General features: G+C 41.8%; 26 protein-coding genes and 1 tRNA gene. 5 read left to right on the top strand and 22 right to left on the bottom strand.

The genetic code is table 11. From position 1 onward, the window contains the following. Positions 1-67: 67 nt before the first annotated feature. The 3 genes from BAU16_RS08885 to BAU16_RS08875 all read right to left on the bottom strand — a co-directional run bounded on the left by BAU16_RS08885 (position 68) and on the right by BAU16_RS08875 (position 2,594). The gene (locus BAU16_RS08885) at positions 68-1,195 is read right to left on the bottom strand and encodes a sensor histidine kinase (protein WP_161526974.1); all 1,128 of its coding nucleotides are present in this window, start codon (positions 1,193-1,195) and stop codon (positions 68-70) included. Then, positions 1,182-1,826 (bottom strand): response regulator, encoded by a 645-nt coding sequence (locus tag BAU16_RS08880; protein ID WP_048603235.1) that lies wholly within the window; start codon positions 1,824-1,826, stop codon positions 1,182-1,184. Before BAU16_RS08880 ends, BAU16_RS08885 begins: the two co-directional genes overlap by 14 nt. Before the next feature lie 81 nt (positions 1,827-1,907). Further along, positions 1,908-2,594 carry a MerR family transcriptional regulator gene (locus tag BAU16_RS08875; RefSeq protein WP_161526973.1) on the bottom strand — a complete coding sequence of 229 codons (687 nt, stop codon included), beginning with the start codon at positions 2,592-2,594 and terminating at the stop codon, positions 1,908-1,910. 148 nt (positions 2,595-2,742) lie between these two features. On the opposite strand from BAU16_RS08875, the gene BAU16_RS08870 reads away from it, so the two are divergent. Beyond that, entirely contained in the window at positions 2,743-5,175 is a 2,433-nt protein-coding gene (locus BAU16_RS08870) for an ATP-binding cassette domain-containing protein (protein WP_161526972.1), read from the top strand. 47 nt (positions 5,176-5,222) lie between these two features. Here BAU16_RS08870 and BAU16_RS08865 read toward each other — a convergent pair whose 3' ends face one another. The 4 genes from BAU16_RS08865 to BAU16_RS08850 are packed head-to-tail and all read right to left on the bottom strand — an operon-like array spanning position 5,223 to position 7,575. Beyond that, positions 5,223-5,996, bottom strand: a complete 774-nt coding sequence (locus BAU16_RS08865) for an ABC transporter permease (RefSeq protein ID WP_048603232.1) — start codon at positions 5,994-5,996, stop codon at positions 5,223-5,225. After that, the gene (locus BAU16_RS08860; RefSeq protein ID WP_048603395.1) at positions 5,993-6,913 is read right to left on the bottom strand and encodes an ABC transporter ATP-binding protein; all 921 of its coding nucleotides are present in this window, start codon (positions 6,911-6,913) and stop codon (positions 5,993-5,995) included. The genes BAU16_RS08865 and BAU16_RS08860 overlap by 4 nt, the downstream gene beginning before the upstream one ends. 1 nt (position 6,914) lies before the next feature. Next, complete coding sequence (locus tag BAU16_RS08855; RefSeq protein WP_161526971.1) at positions 6,915-7,250, bottom strand: DUF1048 domain-containing protein; 336 nt, start codon at positions 7,248-7,250, stop codon at positions 6,915-6,917. A 1-nt stretch (position 7,251) separates the two neighbouring features. Then, entirely contained in the window at positions 7,252-7,575 is a 324-nt protein-coding gene (locus BAU16_RS08850; RefSeq protein ID WP_048603230.1) for a PadR family transcriptional regulator, read from the bottom strand. Positions 7,576-7,811: 236 nt separating this feature from the next. Between BAU16_RS08850 and BAU16_RS08845 the strand changes: the two genes are divergently transcribed. The 4 genes from BAU16_RS08845 to BAU16_RS08830 all read left to right on the top strand — a co-directional run bounded on the left by BAU16_RS08845 (position 7,812) and on the right by BAU16_RS08830 (position 9,802). Further along, positions 7,812-9,071, top strand: a complete 1,260-nt coding sequence (locus BAU16_RS08845; RefSeq protein WP_161526970.1) for a S41 family peptidase — start codon at positions 7,812-7,814, stop codon at positions 9,069-9,071. Positions 9,072-9,090: 19 nt separating this feature from the next. Beyond that, positions 9,091-9,447 (top strand): DUF4180 domain-containing protein, encoded by a 357-nt coding sequence (locus tag BAU16_RS08840; protein ID WP_161526969.1) that lies wholly within the window; start codon positions 9,091-9,093, stop codon positions 9,445-9,447. A 35-nt stretch (positions 9,448-9,482) separates the two neighbouring features. Beyond that, positions 9,483-9,644, top strand: a complete 162-nt coding sequence (locus BAU16_RS08835; protein ID WP_161526968.1) for a hypothetical protein — start codon at positions 9,483-9,485, stop codon at positions 9,642-9,644. 76 nt (positions 9,645-9,720) lie between these two features. Next, positions 9,721-9,802 (top strand) — tRNA-Leu (locus BAU16_RS08830). A 302-nt stretch (positions 9,803-10,104) separates the two neighbouring features. Here the strand turns inward: BAU16_RS08830 and BAU16_RS08825 are convergent. The 15 genes from BAU16_RS08825 to BAU16_RS08755 all read right to left on the bottom strand — a co-directional run bounded on the left by BAU16_RS08825 (position 10,105) and on the right by BAU16_RS08755 (position 22,831). Beyond that, positions 10,105-10,806, bottom strand: coding sequence for a DUF554 domain-containing protein (locus BAU16_RS08825; protein WP_161526967.1), 702 nt, complete (start codon positions 10,804-10,806; stop codon positions 10,105-10,107). 217 nt (positions 10,807-11,023) lie between these two features. Then, complete coding sequence (locus BAU16_RS08820) at positions 11,024-12,229, bottom strand: acetate/propionate family kinase (RefSeq protein ID WP_161526966.1); 1,206 nt, start codon at positions 12,227-12,229, stop codon at positions 11,024-11,026. A 68-nt stretch (positions 12,230-12,297) separates the two neighbouring features. Further along, the gene (locus BAU16_RS08815) at positions 12,298-13,299 is read right to left on the bottom strand and encodes a class I SAM-dependent methyltransferase (RefSeq protein ID WP_161526965.1); all 1,002 of its coding nucleotides are present in this window, start codon (positions 13,297-13,299) and stop codon (positions 12,298-12,300) included. A gap of 180 nt (positions 13,300-13,479) precedes the next feature. Beyond that, positions 13,480-13,839: a competence type IV pilus minor pilin ComGG gene (gene comGG / locus BAU16_RS08810; RefSeq protein WP_137604940.1), complete on the bottom strand. Its 360-nt coding sequence runs from the start codon at positions 13,837-13,839 to the stop codon at positions 13,480-13,482. Then, on the bottom strand, positions 13,811-14,266 hold the full coding sequence (comGF, locus tag BAU16_RS08805; protein ID WP_137604941.1) for a competence type IV pilus minor pilin ComGF: 456 nt from the start codon (positions 14,264-14,266) through the stop codon (positions 13,811-13,813). Before comGF ends, comGG begins: the two co-directional genes overlap by 29 nt. After that, on the bottom strand, positions 14,259-14,468 hold the full coding sequence (locus BAU16_RS08800; protein ID WP_161526964.1) for a hypothetical protein: 210 nt from the start codon (positions 14,466-14,468) through the stop codon (positions 14,259-14,261). The genes comGF and BAU16_RS08800 overlap by 8 nt, the downstream gene beginning before the upstream one ends. A gap of 82 nt (positions 14,469-14,550) precedes the next feature. Continuing rightward, positions 14,551-14,988, bottom strand: coding sequence for a competence type IV pilus minor pilin ComGD (comGD, locus tag BAU16_RS08795; RefSeq protein WP_048603220.1), 438 nt, complete (start codon positions 14,986-14,988; stop codon positions 14,551-14,553). After that, positions 14,981-15,316 (bottom strand): competence type IV pilus major pilin ComGC, encoded by a 336-nt coding sequence (gene comGC, locus BAU16_RS08790; protein ID WP_161526963.1) that lies wholly within the window; start codon positions 15,314-15,316, stop codon positions 14,981-14,983. Before comGC ends, comGD begins: the two co-directional genes overlap by 8 nt. Beyond that, positions 15,313-16,356 (bottom strand): competence type IV pilus assembly protein ComGB, encoded by a 1,044-nt coding sequence (comGB, locus tag BAU16_RS08785; RefSeq protein ID WP_161526962.1) that lies wholly within the window; start codon positions 16,354-16,356, stop codon positions 15,313-15,315. The genes comGC and comGB overlap by 4 nt, the downstream gene beginning before the upstream one ends. Beyond that, a complete protein-coding gene (gene comGA, locus BAU16_RS08780; protein ID WP_161526961.1) occupies positions 16,328-17,269 on the bottom strand; it encodes a competence type IV pilus ATPase ComGA in 942 nt (313 codons plus the stop codon). Before comGA ends, comGB begins: the two co-directional genes overlap by 29 nt. Before the next feature lie 191 nt (positions 17,270-17,460). Then, complete coding sequence (locus tag BAU16_RS08775) at positions 17,461-18,432, bottom strand: ribose-phosphate diphosphokinase (protein WP_048603218.1); 972 nt, start codon at positions 18,430-18,432, stop codon at positions 17,461-17,463. A gap of 95 nt (positions 18,433-18,527) precedes the next feature. After that, positions 18,528-19,925, bottom strand: a complete 1,398-nt coding sequence (gene glmU, locus BAU16_RS08770) for a bifunctional UDP-N-acetylglucosamine diphosphorylase/glucosamine-1-phosphate N-acetyltransferase GlmU (protein WP_048603217.1) — start codon at positions 19,923-19,925, stop codon at positions 18,528-18,530. A 451-nt stretch (positions 19,926-20,376) separates the two neighbouring features. Continuing rightward, positions 20,377-21,195 carry a pur operon repressor gene (gene purR / locus BAU16_RS08765; protein WP_048603216.1) on the bottom strand — a complete coding sequence of 273 codons (819 nt, stop codon included), beginning with the start codon at positions 21,193-21,195 and terminating at the stop codon, positions 20,377-20,379. A gap of 149 nt (positions 21,196-21,344) precedes the next feature. Next, positions 21,345-22,178 carry a metal ABC transporter permease gene (locus BAU16_RS08760; RefSeq protein WP_161526960.1) on the bottom strand — a complete coding sequence of 278 codons (834 nt, stop codon included), beginning with the start codon at positions 22,176-22,178 and terminating at the stop codon, positions 21,345-21,347. Then, the gene (locus tag BAU16_RS08755) at positions 22,151-22,831 is read right to left on the bottom strand and encodes a metal ABC transporter ATP-binding protein (RefSeq protein ID WP_048603392.1); all 681 of its coding nucleotides are present in this window, start codon (positions 22,829-22,831) and stop codon (positions 22,151-22,153) included. The genes BAU16_RS08760 and BAU16_RS08755 overlap by 28 nt, the downstream gene beginning before the upstream one ends. Positions 22,832-22,839 lie beyond the last annotated feature (8 nt).

Below are 22,839 nucleotides of genomic sequence, written 5' to 3'. Positions count from 1 at the left end.
CTCCAAATCTTATCTATATCAAGCATACAAAAAAAAGAGAAACCACACTAGTGTAGTTTCTCATCAGTTAGACATGAGATTTCTCATGTTGTTGGATTGGTAAAATTGTCGTCACGGTAAAATTATGGGAACTGTCGATGAGTAGTTGTCCGGAAAGCATGGCGGTTCGTTCCTCCATCCCCAAAATTCCCAGGCCTTTTTTATATGTCACTGCCTGTTTGCCGTTGTTGCTGACTTCAAACCGCAAAAAACCTTTAAACACATGCAATTTCACCGAAACCTCGGAGGCTTCTGCATATTTTAAAGTGTTGGTCAATGTTTCCTTTAAATTTCCCAACAAGACCTGCCATTGAAAATTGCTCAACTGATCGACTTTTCCAAAATATTGAAAAGAAGTTTTTATCTGATAGCGTTGCATAAAGGTCTGTAATTCCATTTTAATACGATTAATATTCAGTGTTTCAACTGGCGGCGCTTCGGAATGAAGGGTTTTACGAATATCGTTGATTCCCTCTCGAGTCGTAGCGATAGCTTGCGCCAACAGTTCTTCTGCTTGTTGAGGATTGGAATGATAAACTGCTTTGGCGGCTTCCATTTGGATCAATCCCCCAGACAATTTATGCCCCAGCTCATCATGGATTTCATGAACCAGACGCTGCCGTTCAGACAAAACCGCTTCTTTTTCCCGAGCTTCGCTGTTCATTACACTTTGTTCAAAAAGAGTCGACAGCCGATTGCGTTCGATTCGCAGCATATCGGAAGAATCGCTTAATCCGCGTTTTTCTTGGGTCAGTTTTTCTACCGTCAGATAAACAAAGAACACAAAAACCGTCCATAGCAGTCCACCTAACTGCATGTAGCGATCCGGCAGATAAATGCCATAACTGACTAACAGAATACTGCCGATCATCGCTGAGAAAGGTTGATATTTCCCTAAAACCAGAAAATTGGCTACAGTGCCCGGCAACAGGTAAAACAACCATGTCTGGACAAAAGGTGCCACAAGCGCAATCCCCAATTGGCATCCTAAAAAGACCCACTGATACGTGGGAAAACTGATGCTCAGTAATAAAAAACTCAACCATAGCAATAATAAAATAATGACTGCTGTCAAAGAACCGGTCACCTGCAAAAACAAAATCCCTACGATACCCAGTACCGTTAAGACACTGATAAAAAGTTTAAAGGTTTTCATCTGCATTCCCTGCTTTGCCGGTCAAATAATAAATCGCCACCTGTGTTCGATGTTCCAACTCTAATTTGTGGAGGATCGTAGACAAGCTGTTATTAATCGTTCCTTCTGTCAAAAAAAGTTGATTGGCGATTTGCTTGTTGCTTAATCCCGCAGCCACCAACCGTGTAATCTCAATTTCTCGAGGAGTCAATTCAGATAAATCGGCACTTTTTTGTTCGGGATGAAATTGTTGCTTGGCTTTTGCCAAGACATCTTGGGACAAAATACTCTGTCCCTTCATCACGGTGCGAATCGCTTGAGTCAACTGCTCCGGTTCGGTATTTTTCAGCAAATAACCGGAAGCTCCGTTTTTGATTCCTTCCACAATGTACTCATCTTCATCAAAGGTTGTTAAAATAATGACTTTTGCAGCGGTCGTTTCAGTAATTTTTTTTGTCGCTTCTACCCCGCTCATCCCAGGCATCCGCACATCCATCAGCACGATATCGATGGGTTGTTGCTGACACACCGCCACCGCTTTTTCGCCGCGATCCACACAGGCAACGATCTCAAAATCTGCTTCAATTCCCAATAAAATTTTCAAGCCGCCGGTAATTAGCTCACTGTCGTCTACCAATAATAGTTTGATCATGGCTTTTTTCCCATCTTTGTTTTTCTTTCATTGTATCGAAGTCCAGAGAGTTTGCCAACCGCTTCGCTGACATTCAATCACTCACTCTGCTTGCGGCGCTTTCTTCAACATTTCGCAATACACCATAAAAGCGGCGATTCCTTCCAGTTGCTTTGCCAGTTTCTCATCGATCTTGACTTTGGTTTCCAGAAAGTGATGCTTCAATTTCTGAATCGTTTCCGGTTCTTTATTTGCCAGTAATTTTTTGATTTCTTCAATGGCATAGATTGTCTTTCGCAAGGAAGTGACAATCAATGTTTTTTTGATTTCTTTTTCTTCGTAATACCGATACCCGTTTTCTCCCCGTTGGCTGGTAATCAGCCCCCGTTCCTCCCAGTAGCGAATCGCTGACGTCTCCACCTGAGCCAGTTTTGCCAATTCGCCAATACGTAAACGTTGCTGAGGCAACTGTTCTTGCGGGAGAGAAAGAATAAATGTCCGATTTCGTTGCAGAGCTTCTTCATCGGCCACCAACTGCTTTTGGGCATGGGCAATCAGCCAATAGCTTTCGGAAAATGCCCCTGCTTTTGCAAGACGCATTAACGCATAGGCCGTTGTGATTTCAAATCCTTGCAACAATTTGCGAATCGTCAAAAACGCCTGCCGATGGATTTCTTGGTATCTTCGTTGCCCCCCTACCGTTTTTTTGACTTCCGGCAGCAAGTCAAAGTTTTCATAACGCTTTAAAGTCGTATCACTGACCTTAATCAGTGTTGTCATCTGCTTCATAGTGTAGTCCACTCGTTTCACAACCTTCAAGTAATAGTTTTAAGACCTTTGTCTGATTTTAGCGAAAATATTCCCTTTTTCATAGTATTTAGCAGAAAAAAACTAGAATATTGCTTCAATCTAGTACACTAGAAATGAGGTGAAGAAAATGAAGATTGAAATTCGTAATGCGTATGAAAAAAATCTTAAACACATTGATGTCGATATTCCTAGAAATAAATTCGTAGTGGTTACCGGTCTCTCCGGTTCAGGGAAAACCACACTAGTCAAAGACACCCTCTACATGGAGGCTCAACGACAATACTTGGAAGCCATGAATTTTCAAGGAATCCAAAAACCCAAGGTCGATGCCATCCACCATTTGTCACCGGCAATTTTGATTGATCAAGAAGATCGTAACGAAAATCCCCGCTCTACTCTAGGTACCCAAACTGATCTTTTTACCGACCTGCGAATGATTTTTGAAAAGCTCCACACCCGTGAATGCCCTGCTTGCCACCAGTTGATCACTGCCAGTGAAGCAAAGGAAACGACTGAAAAAAAAGATGGGCAGTTTAAAGTCTTTATGGATTGTCCCAACTGCGGTCATCGAATGGATAAGCTGACCCGTTCCCACTTTTCCTTCAACACAAAAGCTGGTGCCTGCCTCACCTGTCACGGCTTGGGAAAAACGCTGGCAATTAAAGAAGACGTCCTATACGATCCAAAGAAATCCTTGGAAGAGGGTGCCGTTACCATGTGGCCTACGGGATACAATGCCTACCAAGCCGATATCTATTACAAATTACTGGCATTTTTAAAACTACCGGTGCCGAAAAAACTACCTTTAAAGGATTTCTCTGCTGAACAATGGACCTTGCTAAAAGAAGGAATCACCAATAAAGAGTTGCTGGAAAATAAAGCTTTGCCAAAAAAAGTCCAAGAGGGTCGTTTTGAAGGAGTCGAAACTAAAATCTGGCAAAAAATCTCAGAAAATAAAGGCGTACCTGCCACATTGGCTCCTTATATCGGAGAAACGCTTTGTCCTGCCTGTCAGGGGGGAAAATTGAATCCTGAAAGTCGAGCTGCCACTGTTTTGGGTCAATCTTTACCAGTCATCGAAACTTGGGATTTGATTCAATTGATGGACTGGCTGCATAAACTTGATGCTGCCATGTCTGAAGGACAACAGCAAATGGTACAAAATTACACTGGGGATATGCTGACCAAAATCCAGCGCATTCAACAAGTTGGCTTAGCCTATTTGTCCTTAGATCGTCCCTATACAACCTTGTCCGGTGGAGAAGCACAACGAATCAAACTGGCAGCGGTTTTAGCTTCTCCCATGACAGAATTGATTTATTTATTGGATGAACCGACGATTGGTCTGCACACGGCAGATACTCAAGGTGTAATCGAAATGATCAAAAAAATTCGTGACCGCCGCAACACGGTGGTAGTCATCGAACATGATGATGCCGTAATCCATCAAGCTGATTGGATCATTGAAATTGGACCAAAATCCGGCGAAAAAGGCGGAGAGATTCTATTCACCGGTACTTACCAAGACTTGATGAACAATCCCGATTCGCTGACCTATAAAGCCCAACAAAATCGCTACCAGCAAAACAGCCGACAACGCCCAGTTGCCACGGCCGCCTTGACGGTCACAAATGCAACGAGCAATAATTTGAAGAATCTTTCGTTAACGTTACCTACAAATAGTTTGAGCGTGGTCACTGGTGTTTCCGGTGCTGGAAAATCCAGTTTGGTTTTTGGCGAAATCGCTGAAGCCAACTTAAAAAATACCGCGACAACCCAATGGGACACGCCGTTTCGTCAGTTGGTCACCATCAGCCAAAAACGCCCCACCCGTAACCGCCGTTCGATTATTGCGACCTATTTGGATCTTTTTGATAAAATTCGCGGTCTCTTTGCCAAAGAAGCACAAAAAAAGGGGAAACTCTTCAAAGCTGGAGATTTTTCTTTTAACTCTGGCAACGGTCGCTGCCAAAATTGCCAAGGCTTAGGTACGATTGAAAACAATCAACTCTTCTTCCAAAATGTTGAAGTCACTTGTCCTGAATGTCACGGTACTCGCTATCAGGAAGATATTCTGGCGGTAAAAATCGGTGACTGTTCAATTTTTGACGTCTTGATGATGGATGTGGCTGCGGCCGAGGATTTTCTGGCAAAACAAGGATTGGACACGAAACCTTTACAGCTTTTGGCAAAAACCAATCTTGATTATGTGACACTTGGACAATCCACCGATACCCTTTCCGGCGGTGAGATGCAGCGGCTGCGGCTGGCGGCAACCATTGCAAAAGAAAAACAGAACAACAATTTATTTCTAATGGATGAACCAACAACCGGAATGCATAAAATCGATGTTTACCATTTTATGACTCTGATCCAACAATTAATCGATGAAGGCAATACATTTATTTTCATTGAACACAATTTAGATGTGATCCGACAAGCCGATTATCTGGTTGAATTAGGGCCAGTTGGTGGTAAAGAAGGCGGGCATTTACTATTCAGTGGAACGATTCAAGAATTTTTGACAAGCACTACAAAAACAGCCAGTTACTTGCAGTAAAGCAAAACAGCGGTCCCCATTTGCAGGATCGCTGTTTTTTTGTTCGTTTAAAAGACTTTTTGGTATTTTCGATAAGATAGGATACCAAAGACCACGACTAACGCAATCAGCCAGATAAAGGCGCTTAACAGATCGCCGTTTTTCAGGGCGATATTTTCCATCAGCAAGCCGCGAGTTGTTTCAACAATCGGTGTCATTGGTTGATGATCGGCAAAAATCGCAATCGGTTTTGCCATCCCACTCGTTGGTACAAATGCTGAGCTGACAAATAGGAGCATAATCAACAGGTAAGAAAAACTACCGGCACTTTCCCAGCTTTTAGCTGAAATCGAAAAGGGAATGGAAATCATTGTCATGGCAAAGGCAAACAAGATGGAAATCAGCAAGAACAACAGCAGATTTCCCGCCGAAAATTCTGGACGAAAGCCCATGATCATTCCCACAACAAAGGTTGTCAGTTCAGACAACAACATGAAAATCACAGAGGCAACGATATGAGAGCCAAGAACAATCCAGCGTTTGATTGGCAAAGTGTGCAAGCGATCTAAGAAGCCGCTGGTTTTATCCATGTTGATCCGCAGAGAAGTATACGCTGAACCCATGGTCATGGTAATCAACATAAATCCTGGCAAGGCGTAGTTCAAGTAATCCACCGTATTGGTTTCTGTTCCATTTAAACTGATGCTGCCTCCAAATACATAGACAAAAAACAGCAACATAAAAATCGGTGTCCCAAAAACGGTGATCAAAGTATCGGTATTCGTTAGGTTTTGTTTTAAAATCCGCTTCGTTAAAGCAGATAATTGAATTAAAGTTTTCATTTTTTCTCCTTTGTAATCGTTAAGAATATTGTTTCCAGACTGACTTCTTCGGCTTTCAAAGCAGTAATCGTTATCTGATGCTCCACAAACAGTGCCAATACTTGTAACTGATCGCTTTCTTCAATCGTCACACCCGTGGCTTGAGCTTCAAAAGAAATCCCGGCTTGAGTCAACAAGGATACTGCTTGGCTTTGTTGCGCCGCTTCTACTGTAATTTCAACTTTTTTATTGGTATTTTTCTTTAATTCTGCCGGTGTGCCGGTCAACACGATTTCTCCTTTATGCAGAAAAGAAATGTGATCTGACAGACGATCGGCTTCATCCAAATATTGTGTCGTTAGAAAAATGGTTTTGCCGGCGTCACTGATTTCCCGAATGATGCGCCAAATTTCTAAACGATTTTTAGGATCGACACCAGTGGTCGGTTCATCTAGAAAAAGAATTTCCGGATCACCGACTAGGGACATGGCGATATCCAACCGACGACGCATCCCACCAGAATAATCTGCCACACGTCGATCAATAAATTCTTCCAAACCAAGTCGTTTCGCTAATTGTCGAATCTCCGCTTTTTCATTTTTTACTCCACGTAACTGGGCAATCAACCGCAGATTCTCGTAGCCGCTAAAAAACATATCTACTGTCGCTTCTTGTGAATTTAAACTAATTAGTTCCCGGACTTCATTGGGCTGTTTGGTGACGGATAGTCCGGCAATGGTGATCTCGCCGCTATCCGGCTGTAAAAGTGTCGTCATCATTTTGATCAGTGTCGTTTTTCCAGCACCATTTTCTCCTAATAGGGTGTAAATCTCCCCTTTTTGGATGGTCATGGAAATATCTTTTAAGACACTGACGTTGCCAAATTGTTTTTTTGCGTGATCAATAGTAATCACTGGTTTTGTCTGAAATGTATTCATTTTATTTTTCGATCCTTTCAAATTCATCTTTTAATTTTTTTCGCGTCTTGCTGTACCATAGCACCTCCGGATATTCTGCCATGATGTCATCCGCAAATTTTACTGGATCGTTGCCGACCAACTCGTTGATAGAACGTCCTTCAGCAGCGCCATCGGCAAACAATTGCAGCAAGTCTTCAAAAATTCCCATAAATTCACTGTTGCCAACAAAATTCATCATGTAGTGATCCAGTGCGGTCAGCGCTTTTTCATAATCGTCAGGCAACTGTGCCCTTGCCTTCACATAAGCTTTGTATCTTTTTTTATCGTTACGCATCGATGTATACCAGTTTTTCATATTAATTCTCCCCTTTTAATTCCTGCAAACGGGCCTCTAAAAATGACCACTTCTCCCAAAATTCTGCCAAATAGAGACGTCCAGCTTCATTCAATGTATAAAATTTTCGCGGCGGTCCCATTTCCGATTTGCGTTTTTCAACTGCCAACAAGCCTTTTTTCTCCAACCGTAATAAAACGGTATACACGGTTCCTTCGACGATATCTTCAAAACCCAGATCAACCAAATAATTGGTGATCTCATAGCCGTAGGTCTCGCCCTTGGCAATTTTTTGAAGTACGATTCCTTCTAAAACCCCTTTAAGTAATTCCGTTAGTCCTTTCATAACTTTTCCTTTCTCAATTGCTATTTTATCTTGTTATCGTACGTAGTAATACTAGGTAGTCTACAAATAAGAAAACTTTTTTCCACTGGTTGACTTAGGTACTTATTATCACTAGGTTCTAGTACATATTAATACTATGTAGCGAATTCGTCAAGCAGTTTGTTTGAATTTTTTTTAGTTGCCTCCTAAACAACATGCTATAATAAGAAAAACCTTTCTACGATTGGATGATGTCTATGTATGACCAACTAGCGGATGCAATGACTGTTTTTTCAGAGGCCAAGAATATTTTTCCCTATTGGCAAAAGGAGACCTTGCGCCAATGGGAGGACTGGTTTGAAGGCTGTTTGCCTCAAATTGTTGAGGGAATGTCGGAAAGAGCTTTTTATTTACACCTGATGAAAGGAACCGCCCAATTAAATGATGGCCACACGACTGTTTATCCGCCACAAGCCTTAGCAAGAACGACCTTTTCCCCCATTAGTTTTTGCTGGATTGAGAATCAGTTATGTATTTCAAAGGCCACCGCGGCTTACCAACAATTTCTTTATCAACCGATTCGTTTGATAAACGGCCTGACACCAGAAGACTTCTTGGCAGAAAAAGTCTTGCCGTATTTTTGGCATGAAAAAATTAATTTTGCTTTGCAGGAATTTACTGATTATGCTTTTTTTATTTTGCAAGAAAACTATACGTTAACTTTTGCCTTAGAATCGATCGAAATCCCCTTTGAATCGGAGTCCCCAAAATTTGTGGAAAGAAATGCTCTCCCGAAAACGGCCAAATGGATTGCAGAAAATTCATCTGCTGCCTTTTATCAACTAGCAGACAAAGCCTATATCCAATTGAAGAATTTTGCTTCAGAAGCAGTTGTTCGCAGTTTTTATGACCAGCTTCCTTGGCTTTCAAAGCAAACGGCTCTCATCTTTGATCTACGAAACAATCCTGGCGGAAATTCTGGGTATGCCGATCAAATTTGCCAAGCCTTCTTTACTGAAAGGTTCCCCGTTGAAGGGGCCTTTCGCCAAGTCATTGATTTGGAAAAATACGCAAACGGCTCCCAACTTCTTCATCAACAGAAAGAAACATGGGAGGCTTCCGAATTAGAGTGCCTGCAAACTTTTCAACATCAGTATTTGGAAAAAAGTGAGGAATACTCCTTTACCCCAGAATATTGTGGAAAATTAGCCGATATGCCGGTAATGATTTTACAAAATGAAGGAACCTATTCTTCTGCAGAAAATTTTTTGATTGCCTTTGATACGCAGCAGCGGGCCACCCTCATCGGAACAGCCAGTGCCGGTTCCACCGGACAACCCGCTTGGATTTCGTTAAAAACGGGCGGTATCTTTCAAATCACAGCAAAAAAGGTTTGTTATCCTGATGGACGTCCCCATCACAATATTGGCGTTTTGCCCCAACGAGTAATCCAAACCGCCCTTGCTGATTACCAGGCCGACCGCGACCCTGCGTTGGAAGAAGCCACGAGAAAATAGTTTTAGAAAGGAAGTTTACATGAATACCCGCATTTATCAAGAAAAAAAGGAAAAAATAGTTTTTGCCGAACCCGAAAAAATCATTCAAGATTCGCAGGGTGCATTAGATCTTGCTTTTTCTCTTTCCTTTGCCCATGATACGAATGCTATTATCTTAAAAAAAGAAGCCTTTACGGAGGACTTTTTTGATCTGCGAACCAAATTAGCGGGTGAAATTTTACAAAAATTTGCCCAATACGCTATTCGTTTAGCCATCGTCGGAGATTTCAGCTCCTATACCAGCAAAGCACTGAAGGACTTTATTTACGAGTGCAACCAAGGCACACAGGTTTTCTTCGTTGCTACTGTTGAAGAAGCCGTCACCCGATTGAAATAAGCGGAACTTATTTACTTTTAAAGGAGCTTGCTATGATGAAAATCGAACTATTTATCGGCATTTTCGCCGTTTTGCTGCTAGGTGTCTCCTTCTTCAGCCTGATTGCTCAAGACGCCCTTACGGCGGTGATCACCGGCGTTTTAGGCCTGATTGCTTTTTTCTATTGGTACCAAAAAAGCAAAAACAAAAAACATTGACTAAACACCAAAAAATCTTTGCAAATTTCAGCTATTTCGATTATCCTATAACATGTGGTCTTGAATGAGGCGACTTGCGGGAATGGCGGAATGGCAGACGCGTGCGCTTCAGGTGCGTATGAGCTTAGCTCGTGTGGGTTCGACTCCCATTTCCCGCATAGGTAAACCCCCATACAGGCAGCTTTTGATAAGCTATCTGTATGGGGGTTTTTGGTTAGGATAGGTACTTTTTTCAGTTCAAGAACCCAATACAAAATCGTTCCTCTTCAATGAGAAACTTATTTTAACAGCTAGCAAATTACTTCTTGAATTCTTCTAAAATGATTTTATTCTTCTCATTAATTCTATAACAGAAAATTTCCCTATACCCCTCTTCCACTCGATTGACCCCTCAAAATAACAAAGCTTGAAACTGGGATCATGCGGCTACAAAACAGTCCTGCGAACAGATTACCATTGTTTAGAAGGAATAATACCTTAGCATCAAAAAGAAAACCAAAATAATCAAACTAGGTAAAAAATTAGATACACGAATATTGGTCAGTTTAATAAGATTTAATCCAATCGCAATAATCAGAAGTCCACCGATCTGACTGATTCCTGCCACTAAAATAGTCAATAATTCTTGTGGCACATACCTAACGACTACACTAGCAAACAGTGTGATGATTCCTTGATAGATGAAAACCGGCAAACTAGAAAAAAGAACACCGATTCCTAATGAGGCTGTCAGCATAATCGCTAAGAATCCGTCCATAACAGCTTTGGTGTATAGCGTCTGGTTGTCGCCGGAAACGCCGCTTTGGATTGCACCGATGATTCCCATGGAGCCAACTACAAAAATCAATGAACTAGTAACAAATCCTTCCGCAAAATTCCCATTAGATTTTGCAAAATGTTTCTGCAAAAAAAGCCCTAGCCGGTTCATGCCATCTTCAATTTTTAACCCTTCACCAATCAAAGCTCCTACGCATAAGCTGATGATAACCAGTGTGAAGGAATCTGTTTTGATCGCCATTTGAAGTCCCAAAGCAATAACGCCGATCCCAATACCTTTCGTGACGGTATCCTTTGTTTGTTCACTAATATTGCGTAGGAAAGCCCCTAGCAGACTGCCGCCAATAATTGCCAATCCGTTGGCCAACGATCCTAATAAAATCATACTTCCTCATCTCCCGTTGCTAGAATTCTATCATAGCAAGGAAAAATAACAAGAAGACACGGCAAAGAAGTTAAAAAACGTATAAAACGAACGATTTCTCGTCATTTTATACGTTTTTTATGTTGGTAGTTTTCAAAACAACATAGCTCTAAAACTTACATAAGGGTAAAAAAAGCCGTCAACATTCTGGCTATTTCCAAAATAATTTAGTACTAGCTTAATTCAACTTTGCACCAATTCGTTGCACATCTCTGGCAATCATAACTTCTTCGTCAGTTGGAATAACAAACACTTTGACTTGTGAATCAGGAGAAGTGATTTCTGCTTCTTCGCCGTGGATCAAATTATTTACTGTTGGATTTAATTTAATACCGAACCATGTCATTGGTTTCAAGACAGCTTCACGAACGTAAGCAGCATTTTCCCCAACACCGGCTGTAAAGACAATCGCATCTACACCGTTCATAACAGAAATGTATTGTGCGATATATTTACGGATACGGTCTGCGTACAATTCGATGGTCAGTTCGGCATCTTCATTGTGGCTGGCAGCCGCTTTTTGAACGTCTCGCATGTCACTGGAAATACCGGACAATCCTAAGATTCCTGATTTTTTATTCAAAATGTCGATCATTTCATTAACATCTTCAATGCCTTCTTTACGCATTAAATAAGGAAGAAGAGAAGCGTCAATGTCCCCAGAACGAGTGCCCATCGTTACACCGGCAAGAGGCGTAAAGCCCATGGATGTATCTACTGATTTTCCGCCCTTCACGGCTGTGATCGAAGCGCCGTTTCCGATATGGCAAGTGATGATTTTGGTTTCTTCTGCTGGTTTATTTAAAAATTGGATTGCCCGTTCTGAAACGTAACGATGGCTAGTTCCGTGAGCTCCGTATTTACGGGCTGCATATTTTTCATAATATTCTTTTGGAATACTGTACATGTAGTTCACTTTTGGCATCGTTGTATGGAAAGACGTGTCAAAAACCGCCACACTGATAATATTTGGTAAAATATGTTTGAAGGCTTTAATTCCCATTGCATTTGCTGGATTATGCAATGGTGCCAATTCTGCTAATTCCTCGATTTTTTCCAGAACATCATCCGTAATAATCGTAGAATCCTTGAAGTATTCGCCACCTGCTACCACCCGGTGACCTACACCGGTAATTTCATCGTAGGAACCTAAAATGTGTAATTCAATCAAGTGATCCAATAACATTCGAACTGCGATTTCATGGTCATCGATGTCAACGACCGTTTCGAATTTTTCTCCCTCGCCATATTTGATCGTAAAGATTGAGTCTTTCAAACCGATTCGTTCAACGATTCCTTTTGCGATAACGGTTTCTTCTGGCATTTGATACAATTGCCATTTCAAACTTGAACTACCTGCATTGATTGCGATTGTTTTAGACATAGTACTCTCCTTCATCCGATTGATTTATTTTGAACCCCTTACGACACCTGTCACGAGGATCTTGCAAGTTATAGATTTGCCGTTTTCCAAGCTTCAAATTCTTTAAAGAATTCCGCTACTTTTGCCGAATCTTTCAATGTGGCAAGTTTTGCCACTAAAACTTCCGCCTGTTTGGCATGTTCGCCTTTTTGCTGCAAAATAATAATGCTTTTTCGAGACACTTCATTTTTGAACAATTCATCTGGTAGTTGAACAATTGCTTGCAGATAGACTTTTTCAATAAAAAGCTGCTTCAATGCCTGACTTTGCTCTGTTTCCAAAAAGTTGCTGGGTACCAAAAAGAACCCGAAACTGTTTTCTTTTACATAATTCATTGCTTGTTCCATCAATAGATGATGGGCAAAACTATGATTTTCCTTTGCTGCCGTCAAAAACTTTTCAGCTTTTTCATCATGGGGATAATAGCCCACAGGCAGATCACTGATAACTGCATCCATTGGATCAATCAACAGCTCTTGCAAACCGTCTTGATGAAACAACTGCACCTCTCCATGGGTCCAATCGCTAGTCGCTGCTGCAACCGCTAAAAGAGTCTCATCGATGTCCACGCCGTATCCCTTCATCCGGTATCCGGCATTTTGCAAATTCAATAAAACTGTCAGCAATAAATTCCCCATGCCGACACTTATATCTAAAACAGTCAGATCCCCTTTTTTTGGATAAAGCTGTTCCAGCAAATAGACAAACAAAAAGCCGATACCATCGGGAGTCAATTGGTGGTTTGGTTGAAGTTGTTCAAATTTCCCGCCCTTTAGCAGCAAAAGTTGGGCCAATTTCCGTATTTCTTCGGCTTCTAATGGGATTTCTTGAAGCTGTTGATAGATGGCTTCGACCTTTTTTACAGTCTCTGCATTGGGAACGCCATCAATTACACGCACTTGAAAATGATCAATCATGTTTTCGGCATTCTCGATATAGGCATCAAGAAAAGATGATTCCAATGCATTTTGTAATAATTGAATCGCTTCGAGGGTCAACTCAAAACTTTTTTCGATTTTTTCTGGAAACATCCCGCACCTCGCTTTGTCTTAGTTATAACAACTTTTATACCTGTTTAATTCTAGCTGATTCGCCACGATTTATCAATTGGTTTCACGGGAAATTTTTTAGAAGTACTCCCTGCATTTTTTCTTTCAAGCCAAAAAACAACAGCCGAAAAGCACCATTGAAAGGCTTTTCAGTCTGCTGTGTCAGTCATTTTCCAGAACTGTTTTATCTGTGTCTTTTTTTAGCGATTCCTCAAAATAAAAAGTCCCACCGCCATGATCAATCCAAATCAGCAGATTCCCCGCCGTCGTCTGATACCGGACAGCCCCCACATTAAACGTCACTACACCTTTTTCCGGTGGATTTTCCTGCTGTTCATACTCATACCAAAACATTTCTTTAATCGTTTTGGCGATATATAATTTTTTCGTTCGGATTGCAAAGGTAACCGCCAAGCGATGATTTTCCAGGGCGGTCAGTAACAGCATGCTAAATAAAAAAACCAGTAAAACTGCCGAAAACATGATACTGCCTTTAGGTTTTTGGAAAAATCCATTTGCCATAATTAATATCTCCATTAAAGAACCAAACTTTGATGTCAATTCCTGTATCTGTTTGGTGGAACAAAACTTTTTTAACATCTACCAGCAACGGATGGTACCCGCCATTTTCATTTTTGATAATCATCTCATTTTGTACTTTGATCGTCGTACGAATCACCGAAGGAACCGTATCAACAACATGCGTCTTAAAATTTATTTCAGTAGCGGTACTTTTTTCAAAGGTTCGTTCCTGTAATTCATTTTCCAGCTGGATTAAAAAAACTTCAAACTCCTGTCGGTTCCGCCGCATCAACAATGGGGCGAGCTGCTTGTGGTGCTGAATCGTTCCGTTTGTTAGCAATAAAAAACCGCTGAGAATTAGCAACGCAAATAAACACTCCAACAGTGTAAAACCGCGATGAATTTGGCGCTTCTTTTGGTTACTCAAAGGAAATCACCAACTGATCCGCGGCTGAACGAACCTCGACTTGCTGAATTCGGTGATTTTTTTGAATAACTACTTGATAGGGATGCTCGTATTGAACTTCACGAATCGTGGAACCACCATGGTTTGCGTACGCCTTCGTTTCCTCATACATGATTCGTGCAGTACGGGCCTTTTCCAACAACCGATCGCTTTGCGCCAGCATCTTCATCTCCCCCAAAAGATAGAAAAACAAACAACTGCTCAATAATAGGAGAGAAAAAAGTGTTTCCAGCAAAATGAAGCCTTTATTTAACGATTTTTTGATAGTGACCACTCCCAAATTGAAATTTATATTGAATCGTCTGCTGTTGTTTCGGCCAACGAAAAGTAATAGTTCTCATTTCACTGTTATTTCCTTTTCGGGCAGAAAATGCCATTGGAGTGAAAATGTCCACGGTTATCTCGTTAGGAATTGTCAGCTGCGGCAACTGACTTTCCGGCAGTTTCGATGTTCGGAAAAAAATCGCCGTGTTGTCCCAAGTCAACGCAAACTGTGTCTGGATCTTATCAGTAATTGCTACTTGCTGTGTGACTAAAATACTTTTTTCCAATCGAGAAAAAAATTGATCCACTGCCATCATCTGTTGCCACCGCTGTAAAGCAAAGGCGGGCAAGAGTGAAAAAAAACTAAAAATCAATAACACCAGCAACGTTTCTGCAATAGTGAAACCACGTCTAGTCATATTGCTTTTCTTTGGCTATGTTGTATTTTACTAACTGCTCTGAGGTAATATACCTCTCTTTTTCCAGTTCCTCCACAGTGGGCTTTGACTTATCCGGGAATTCAATCTGATACAGCTCCATTTGAGTCTCCACCACCTGAATGACTGCCCGCTCACTTTCTTTATTTGCGACTTTTTGGTGTTTTGCCAAATTTGGAACGAATAACAATACCAGCACGCTAATAATTAGCAATACAATCAGCATTTCTATCAACGTAAATCCAGAATATCTACCTTTTTTCTTATTAAAACTACTCTGCTTTTTAAATGTCCATTGCCATGTTTTCATCCTGAAATTCCTCCCATATTACTGTAAATTGGTAAAAACATCGCGCCATATACGCTGATAATCAGTAACGCAACGATCAGAAAAATAATTGGTTGAATCCACTGCAGCAGGCGTTCCACCCGTTGTAAAAGCAAATCTCGAGTCAATTCACTATAAATCAATAATTCCTCTCCCAGCTTGCCCTTAGCTTCTCCTTGAAAAACAATCAACGAAAATTCCCGTGTCAAAAATGGGTATTCTGCTAATTTTTCTGAAAGGGATAGGCCATGATGCAAGGTTTGATGCAGTTCAGCAGCCAACTCATTCATGAGAGAATCAGTAATCGTCTGCCTCATTAAAGAAATAATTTCGCGAATCTCTACACCTTGGGTAAATAACTTCCCCCACTCCAAGGAAAAATAAGCTGCCATGTACAACTGATACAACGTTCCAACAAGAGGCAGTCGGCTCCACATGACAGCCTTTGCTAGTGCAGAGCGTCGTCGATTTTGCCGCTGAAAATAAAGTAGACCGATAGTCGAAAAAAGGACTAGCAACCCCAAACTGTAAGGGGCGACCCGCAAAAATAAGATGCCAGGATGATCGGCTTTCACCATTTCTGTTGCAAGAAGCTGTGGCAGTAAAAACTGCCGCATACTGAGAAGGACTGTCAGTACAAAGACAATCAATATTAACGGATAGGTCGCAACTTTCCGAAAAGCCTGCTGTTGTTTCCGCCAAAGGGTCAAGTGGGTTTCGATCGTTCGCAATGTCCCACAAATATTGCCATGTTCTTCTGCCAATTGAATTTGAGCAATCTCTTGCGGCGAAAAACCAAGCTGACGAAATCCTTCTGCCAGCGATGCACCGGTCACTAAACAGTGTTGAAATCTCTTAATCAAGTGTTGTTCGATTCTTTGACTGCGATCAATTACGCCTAATGCTTCCTGCAGAGTAAACCCATTTTCCAATAAATCTGCCAACGTTTTAGTAAAAAGCAAGCGTTGGCTCGTCTCCCTACCCCAACTGCTTTTACCCTTCCTTTTGAAAAATTGCTTCATCGATTAGATCCTCTTGATAGATTTTCGTTAACGTTTCCTGCCAATCCGTTTTGATTTCAGGTGACTTTTTAAAATCATAAGCCAATAATCCCGCGGTTTGTCCTTTTTGATCCGGTAATAATCGTTGGTAGATGATACCTGCCAAACAATGATTCAGCTCTTGATTTTTACCGATAAAATCCTGCATACGATCCATTGTTTCTGCTACTCCACGCGCATGAACCGTCGCAAAAACTTTGTGTCCCGTCAGTGCAGCCCGAATCGCTGCCTGTGCCGTCTGTTTATCCCGAATCTCACCAATGATCAAAACATCTGGGCGATGCCGCAAAGAAAGCTGAATCAGCCGATCATAGGTCTGCAGTATTTTTTCATTGGTTTGCAGTTGTAAAAATTGCGGTTCCTCGATTTCCACCGGATCTTCAATGGTAATCACTTGTCCCCGTTCCCTTTTAGCCAAATGATACATCAAGGTTGTCTTACCACTGCCGGTGGGACCGCTAAAAAGATACAGCCCATTGCGTGTCGTTTGTTCCTCAACCATCGTTAGCTGTTGGGGCAGAAAAAAATGCTGACTTTCCTTTAACGGATACAAGAAACGAATCACCAAACTTTCCCGTTGACGATAATCTCCTACAGTGGAAAGTCGCAGTCGTTGAAAGGTTTCCTGTAAAGGATAAGTGATTGCGCCTAATTGAACCTTCCGCTTCTCTCCCACATCCATTGCTCCCAGATATTTAAAGCGGCTGATAAGTTGTTGAGCAATTTCATATGTCGTTTCTTGATAGGACAACAACTGATTATTTTTACGAAAAACAATCCGAACCTCCTCTCCCCATGGATGGATTGCCAAATCCTGCATTCTTTTCTCACGACCAAAACAGATTAATTCATCAGAAAATGTCTGAATATCCATAAACGTCTCCTTTTTTCCTTCTCTATTGGTAAATACGCGGTTTGAGCAAAATCATTTTTTAGAAAAAACTTTTTCAATAGGAATAGACGAAAAAAGACCAGAAAACTTCCTGGTCTTGGAATACACAGAGAAATCAACACCAAAAAACCCCCAGGCACGCACCTGAGGGTTTTTGATCCATCAAGAATCTCTTATTGAGGTTTGGTTTCGAAAAGTGGACTTACTGGTTTGTTTTCATGAATTCGTTTGATTGCTTCTCCCATCAAATCGCCAACGCTGATTTCGTCGATTTTTTCTGTTCGACGGTCTTCTGGAAGATAGATTGAGTCAGTAACGACACAACGTTCGATCGCTGAATCTTGGATTCGCTGCAAGGCTGGACCTGATAAAACAGGATGCGTACAAGAAGCATACACACTTTTTGCCCCAGCTTCTTTCAGTGCATTGGCAGCAAGAGTGATCGTGCCAGCTGTATCAATCATGTCATCAATCAAGACACAAATTTTGCCTTCCACATGCCCAATGATGTTCATAACTTCCGCAACATTGGCTTTAGGTCGGCGTTTGTCGATGATCGCAATCGGTGATTTCAAAAATTCAGCCAATTTACGGGCGCGGGTCACGCCGCCATGGTCTGGAGATACCACCACTACGTCATCGCCTTTGATTCCTTTTTCTAAGAAATAATTAGCAATAAGCGGAGCTCCCATTAAATGATCAACGGGGATATCAAAAAATCCTTGGATTTGGGCTGCGTGCAGGTCAAGTGTGACCATTCGCGTAGCACCGGCTTTTTCTAACATATTTGCAACTAATTTTGCGGTAATTGGTTCGCGGGAGCGTGCCTTGCGGTCTTGACGAGCATAGCCGTAATAAGGCATGACCACGTTGATTGTTTTTGCACTGGCGCGTTTTAAGGCATCAATCATGATCAATAATTCCATTAAATTATCGTTTACCGGACTGCTGGTTGATTGGATCACATAGACGTGTGCACCACGGATACTTTCCTCGATATTGACTTGGATTTCACCATCGCTGAATTGTTTCACGGTACATTTTCCTAATTCCACACCAACGGCTGCCGCGATTTTTTCTGCCAAAGGACGATTTGAATTCAATGCAAAAATTTTCAATCTTGGATCAAAATAATGATTTGACATGAGAACCTCCACTTTCTTTTCGTACAATAAGAAAACTACTAGTTACTAGCAACTCTTCCTAGTAAATAGTAGTCATTTTTGTCTGAGAAATCAAGTTATTTCCCGTTATTCATAAATGTTTCAGCTAAAAAAGGTAATTTTTTGGCATAGTCTGCTTTGTTTTCTTGACGAACCCGACCGATTGCCATCGCAAATTCAGGAACATCTTGAGTCACCGTCGTGCCGGCAGCAATCGATGTATGAGGCGCTACTTCCACTGGTCCGACTAGGTTTGCGTTAGAACCGATAAAGCTGTGGTCGCCAACGTTCGTATGGTATTTTTGTTTGCCGTCATAGTTCACGAACACCACGCCGCAACCGACATTGATTTCTTTGCCAAGGGTCGCATCCCCAACGTAAGTCAAATGACCCACCTTGGTTCCTTCACCGATTTGGGCATTCTTGATTTCAACAAAGTTTCCGATATGGGCTTTTTCATGAATTTCCGCTTTTGGACGCAGGTGAGCAAACGGACCGACATCCGCACCTTTTTTCACCAGACTTTCCTCAATGATCGATGACTTGATGACTACATCGTCTTCAATTGTGCTGTCAACAATTTGTGATTGCGCCGTGATAACACACCCTTCACCGATTACCGTATTGCCTTTTAAATAAACACCGGGTTCAATGACCGTTTCAGCACCGATTTTGATATCTGCATCAATATAGGTAGCTGCCGGATCAATCAAGGATACACCGTTTAACATGTGTTGATGATTGATTCGTTCTCGCATCAAACGATTGGCCTGTGACAACGCTACTCGATCGTTCACACCAAGGGACTCTTCAAAATTTTTGGTTTGATAGGCCGCAACCGTGTTGCCATTGGCCTTCAAAATTTCAATAATATCCGTCAAATAGTATTCTCCTTGGGCATTGTCTGTATCCAGATGTGCCAAGGCATCAAATAATAGTTCATTGTCGAAACAATATGTACCGGTATTGATCTCCGTCACAGCTGCTTCTTCTGGATTTGCATCTTTTTGTTCCACGATTTTTTCAACAATACCGACGTGATCGCGAATAATACGTCCGTACCCGGTAGGATCTGCCGCATCTGCCGTTAAAATTGTCGCACTGGCGTTTTTTCCTTGATGGTATTCAAAGAGATTGTTCAAGGTCTCCGTCGTCAATAACGGGGTATCTCCGCTGATAACCAGCGTAGTGCCCTTCTTGCCTTTTAGAAAAGGTTCTACCTGCAAGACAGCATGTCCAGTGCCTAATTGTTCTGCCTGCAAAGCATACTGGCTCCGAGTGCCTAGTTGTTCTTTCACTTTATCCGCGCCATGTCCAACCACTGTGATGATTTCCTGAGGCTGTGTTTCTGACACCCGATTGATGATATGCTCCACCATTGGTTTACCACAGACTGGATGTAAAACCTTATATAACTTGGATTTCATACGGGTCCCTTTTCCCGCTGCCAAAATAATTGCAAAACGTGCTGTCACACTGTTCACTCCTTACTCCTTTTTATGAATTAAATTTTCTTTTCAGAAAATTTAATTTGATTGTCGTACCGCATACCATTCCACTACTCAACTTGTATTTAGAGGAACTGGCATCCTTACTCCTTTTTATGAATTAAATCTTCTTTTCAGAAAATTTAATTTGATTGTCGTGCCGTATACCATTCCACTACTCAACTTGTATTTAGAGGAACTGGCATCCTTACTCCTTTTTATGAATTAAATTTTCTTTTCAGAAAATTTAATTTAATTGTCGTGCCGCATACCATTCCACTACTCAACTTGTACTTAGAGGAACTGGCATCTCTTCACTTTTTTACTGTCTAAGTGTAGCCCAATTCGCAACTGATTGCAACTGCATCAGCCATTAAACAGCCATACCAATTTAGAAAAAAACGTCCAATTAAGTAATGGACGTTTCGTTTTGCTTTCTTTATTCGGTGAAATAATTTCCCGGTACTACCGAGATTGTTTTTGTCTGAGTATCTACATCCTGTACGTAAAGCAAAGAGGTATATTCCGTAATTGCCCGGGTTCCTTTGAATTTGGCTTCTGCAAAAACCGTCACGCCCACCAAATCACATTCAAATTCTTCAATCAGGCTTTGCATACCGTTGATTGTGCCGCCGCCCTTCATAAAATCATCCACGACTAAGACCCGAGAGCCTCGTTTTAGACTACGTTTGGACAATTCCATTTTTTCGATTCGTTCAGAAGAACCGGAAACATAATTAACACTAACTGTTGACCCTTCAGTAATTTTGGAGTCCCGCCGTACAATCACAAAAGGTACGTTCAAGTAATAGGAAACTGCTTGAGCAATCGGTACGCCCTTTGTGGCTACCGTCATCACCGCATCGATTTTTTGCCCTAGATATTTTGAGGCAATGATTCGTCCCACTTGCCGCAACAAATCAGGCTCTCCCAATAAATCAGATAAATAAACATAGCCGCCTGGCAACAATCGATCTTGTTCCGATAAACGAGCAGCCAACGCCTCAATATAGCGCTTGGCTTCTTCTTTCGGAATCTCAGGAATAAATACCACCCCGCCAGCCGCACCGGGAATCGTTTCTAAAATTCCCGTTCCCCGCTTCTTAAAGGTTTTTTTTGCAATGGCAAGATCCTCACTGATGGAAGATTTCGCAGATTCATAGCGTTTGGCAAAAAAGGTCAATGGAATCAACTCATGAGGATGATCCAATAAATAATGTGTCATGTCGATCAATCGTTCACTACGACGTACTTTCACAAACTTCACTCCTTGTTTAATTTTTAGTCGCTTTATTATAAGGCTTTAGAAGGAAAAATTCGAGTGTTTTCCACTTATTTTAAAAAATAGTTCGTAAATTATCTGTGAAAGCGCAAAAAAGAGGCGAAAACCTTCGCCTCTTGTCACTTTTATTGATTGATTCGCTGCTTGCGCTGCACCACAATGATGAGTTGCTTGAATAAATTGACTAGTAAGAACAATGCGATAAACACAAGAGTGATGGTCGCCCCTGGTGGTGTATCCAGATAAAAAGAGCTGGTCAAGCCCCCCAACATTCCGATCAATCCGATCACAATACTGATCAAAATCACCGCATTGAAACTTTTTCCGATCCGCATGCTGATTGCTGCAGGTAAAACGATGATTGCTGAAATCAGCAACGCACCGGCAATCGGAATCATTACCGCAATGGCAACCCCAGTCAACACATTAAAGAGCATCGACATCCCGTGGATAGGTAAACCGTCCACGTGAGCCGTGTCTTCATCAAAGGTCAACACGTACATGGGGCGTTTAAACAAGAAGAATAAAATTTCAGTGACTACAAACAAAATGCCCAACAGAACCACCTGTTGTGTCGTGATAGTCACGATAGAGCCAAACAAGTAGGACTGGATGCTGGTAGCAGAATTGCCACCGCTGAGATTCATCAGCACCAAAGCCAGTGCTAAGCCCCCCGCCATCAAAATTGCAATGGAGATTTCTGCGTAACTGCGATACATCGACTGCAAATATTCTAATAGTATCGCCGCAATAACCACTACAATCAGCGTGGTCAAATTAGGGTTCAAGTTAAAGAAGAAACCTAGTGCCACCCCGGCCAACGAAACATGGGACAAGGTGTCTGCCATCAAGGATTGTCGGCGAATCACCAGAAATACTCCCAGCATCGGTGCAATTCCAGCAATAAAAATGACTGCCAAGAAGGCTTTTCTCATGAATTCAAATGAAAGCAACGCCATTGAGAATCCTCCTTTCGTACCAAGCGGATCTGCCGATCACAATAGGATTTGATGTCTTCATGGTCATGGGTAATCATTAAAATTGATTTGCCATGAACGTGAGCGCTGTGGCGCAACAACCGATAAAAATCCATCCGTGATTGTTCGTCCATTCCTGTTGTCGGCTCATCCAGAATAAATAAATCCGGGTCGGTTGCGAAGATTCGTGCCAAACTGATTCGCTGTTTTTGCCCGCCGGACAATTCGCCGATTCGTTTATGACGCATCTCCCACATTCCCACTGCGTCCAATGCTCGTTTGACATGAAGATGATCTTTTTCAGTCAAACGTTTGAACCAGTGACCTCTTGGGTAGCGTCCTGATCGAACCAATTCCAACACGGTGCTGGGAAAGCCGACATTGAAAGACGCAATTTGTTGGGGAATATATCCGATACTGATTTTTTCCCCCGCCGCATTGGTTTTTGCCAACGTGACCTCCCCTTTAGTAGGCTTCAGCAAGCCAAGTGTCGCCTTGATCAGCGTTGATTTAGCTGCCCCGTTTTCTCCCGTCAAAATGACAAACTCACCATCGTCAACAGAATAAGTGATGTCTTCTAACACCGGTTCGTCATCATAATAAAATGTTAAATCCTTTACATCGATGTAGCGCAATGTTGCGC

It is taken from the genome of Enterococcus sp. JM9B (assembly GCF_009933265.1).
GTDB classification, from domain to species: domain Bacteria; phylum Bacillota; class Bacilli; order Lactobacillales; family Enterococcaceae; genus Enterococcus_C; species Enterococcus_C songbeiensis.
This window is presented reverse-complemented; position numbering and strand designations above follow the sequence as displayed.

What these genes read in the sequence shown, in the direction of transcription:
- BAU16_RS08885 (WP_161526974.1), bottom strand. Translation starts at nt 1,195, where the DNA reads ATGAAAACCTTTAAACTTTTTATCAGTGTCTTAACGGTACTGGGTATC.
- BAU16_RS08880 (WP_048603235.1), bottom strand. Translation starts at nt 1,826, where the DNA reads ATGATCAAACTATTATTGGTAGACGACAGTGAGCTAATTACCGGCGGC.
- BAU16_RS08875 (WP_161526973.1), bottom strand. Translation starts at nt 2,594, where the DNA reads ATGAAGCAGATGACAACACTGATTAAGGTCAGTGATACGACTTTAAAG.
- BAU16_RS08870 (WP_161526972.1), top strand. Translation starts at nt 2,743, where the DNA reads ATGAAGATTGAAATTCGTAATGCGTATGAAAAAAATCTTAAACACATT.
- BAU16_RS08865 (WP_048603232.1), bottom strand. Translation starts at nt 5,996, where the DNA reads ATGAAAACTTTAATTCAATTATCTGCTTTAACGAAGCGGATTTTAAAA.
- BAU16_RS08860 (WP_048603395.1), bottom strand. Translation starts at nt 6,913, where the DNA reads ATGAATACATTTCAGACAAAACCAGTGATTACTATTGATCACGCAAAA.
- BAU16_RS08855 (WP_161526971.1), bottom strand. Translation starts at nt 7,250, where the DNA reads ATGAAAAACTGGTATACATCGATGCGTAACGATAAAAAAAGATACAAA.
- BAU16_RS08850 (WP_048603230.1), bottom strand. Translation starts at nt 7,575, where the DNA reads ATGAAAGGACTAACGGAATTACTTAAAGGGGTTTTAGAAGGAATCGTA.
- BAU16_RS08845 (WP_161526970.1), top strand. Translation starts at nt 7,812, where the DNA reads ATGTATGACCAACTAGCGGATGCAATGACTGTTTTTTCAGAGGCCAAG.
- BAU16_RS08840 (WP_161526969.1), top strand. Translation starts at nt 9,091, where the DNA reads ATGAATACCCGCATTTATCAAGAAAAAAAGGAAAAAATAGTTTTTGCC.
- BAU16_RS08835 (WP_161526968.1), top strand. Translation starts at nt 9,483, where the DNA reads ATGAAAATCGAACTATTTATCGGCATTTTCGCCGTTTTGCTGCTAGGT.
- BAU16_RS08825 (WP_161526967.1), bottom strand. Translation starts at nt 10,806, where the DNA reads ATGATTTTATTAGGATCGTTGGCCAACGGATTGGCAATTATTGGCGGC.
- BAU16_RS08820 (WP_161526966.1), bottom strand. Translation starts at nt 12,229, where the DNA reads ATGTCTAAAACAATCGCAATCAATGCAGGTAGTTCAAGTTTGAAATGG.
- BAU16_RS08815 (WP_161526965.1), bottom strand. Translation starts at nt 13,299, where the DNA reads ATGTTTCCAGAAAAAATCGAAAAAAGTTTTGAGTTGACCCTCGAAGCG.
- comGG (WP_137604940.1), bottom strand. Translation starts at nt 13,839, where the DNA reads ATGGCAAATGGATTTTTCCAAAAACCTAAAGGCAGTATCATGTTTTCG.
- BAU16_RS08800 (WP_161526964.1), bottom strand. Translation starts at nt 14,468, where the DNA reads ATGCTGGCGCAAAGCGATCGGTTGTTGGAAAAGGCCCGTACTGCACGA.
- comGD (WP_048603220.1), bottom strand. Translation starts at nt 14,988, where the DNA reads ATGACTAGACGTGGTTTCACTATTGCAGAAACGTTGCTGGTGTTATTG.
- comGC (WP_161526963.1), bottom strand. Translation starts at nt 15,316, where the DNA reads ATGAAAACATGGCAATGGACATTTAAAAAGCAGAGTAGTTTTAATAAG.
- comGB (WP_161526962.1), bottom strand. Translation starts at nt 16,356, where the DNA reads ATGAAGCAATTTTTCAAAAGGAAGGGTAAAAGCAGTTGGGGTAGGGAG.
- comGA (WP_161526961.1), bottom strand. Translation starts at nt 17,269, where the DNA reads ATGGATATTCAGACATTTTCTGATGAATTAATCTGTTTTGGTCGTGAG.
- BAU16_RS08775 (WP_048603218.1), bottom strand. Translation starts at nt 18,432, where the DNA reads ATGTCAAATCATTATTTTGATCCAAGATTGAAAATTTTTGCATTGAAT.
- BAU16_RS08760 (WP_161526960.1), bottom strand. Translation starts at nt 22,178, where the DNA reads ATGGCGTTGCTTTCATTTGAATTCATGAGAAAAGCCTTCTTGGCAGTC.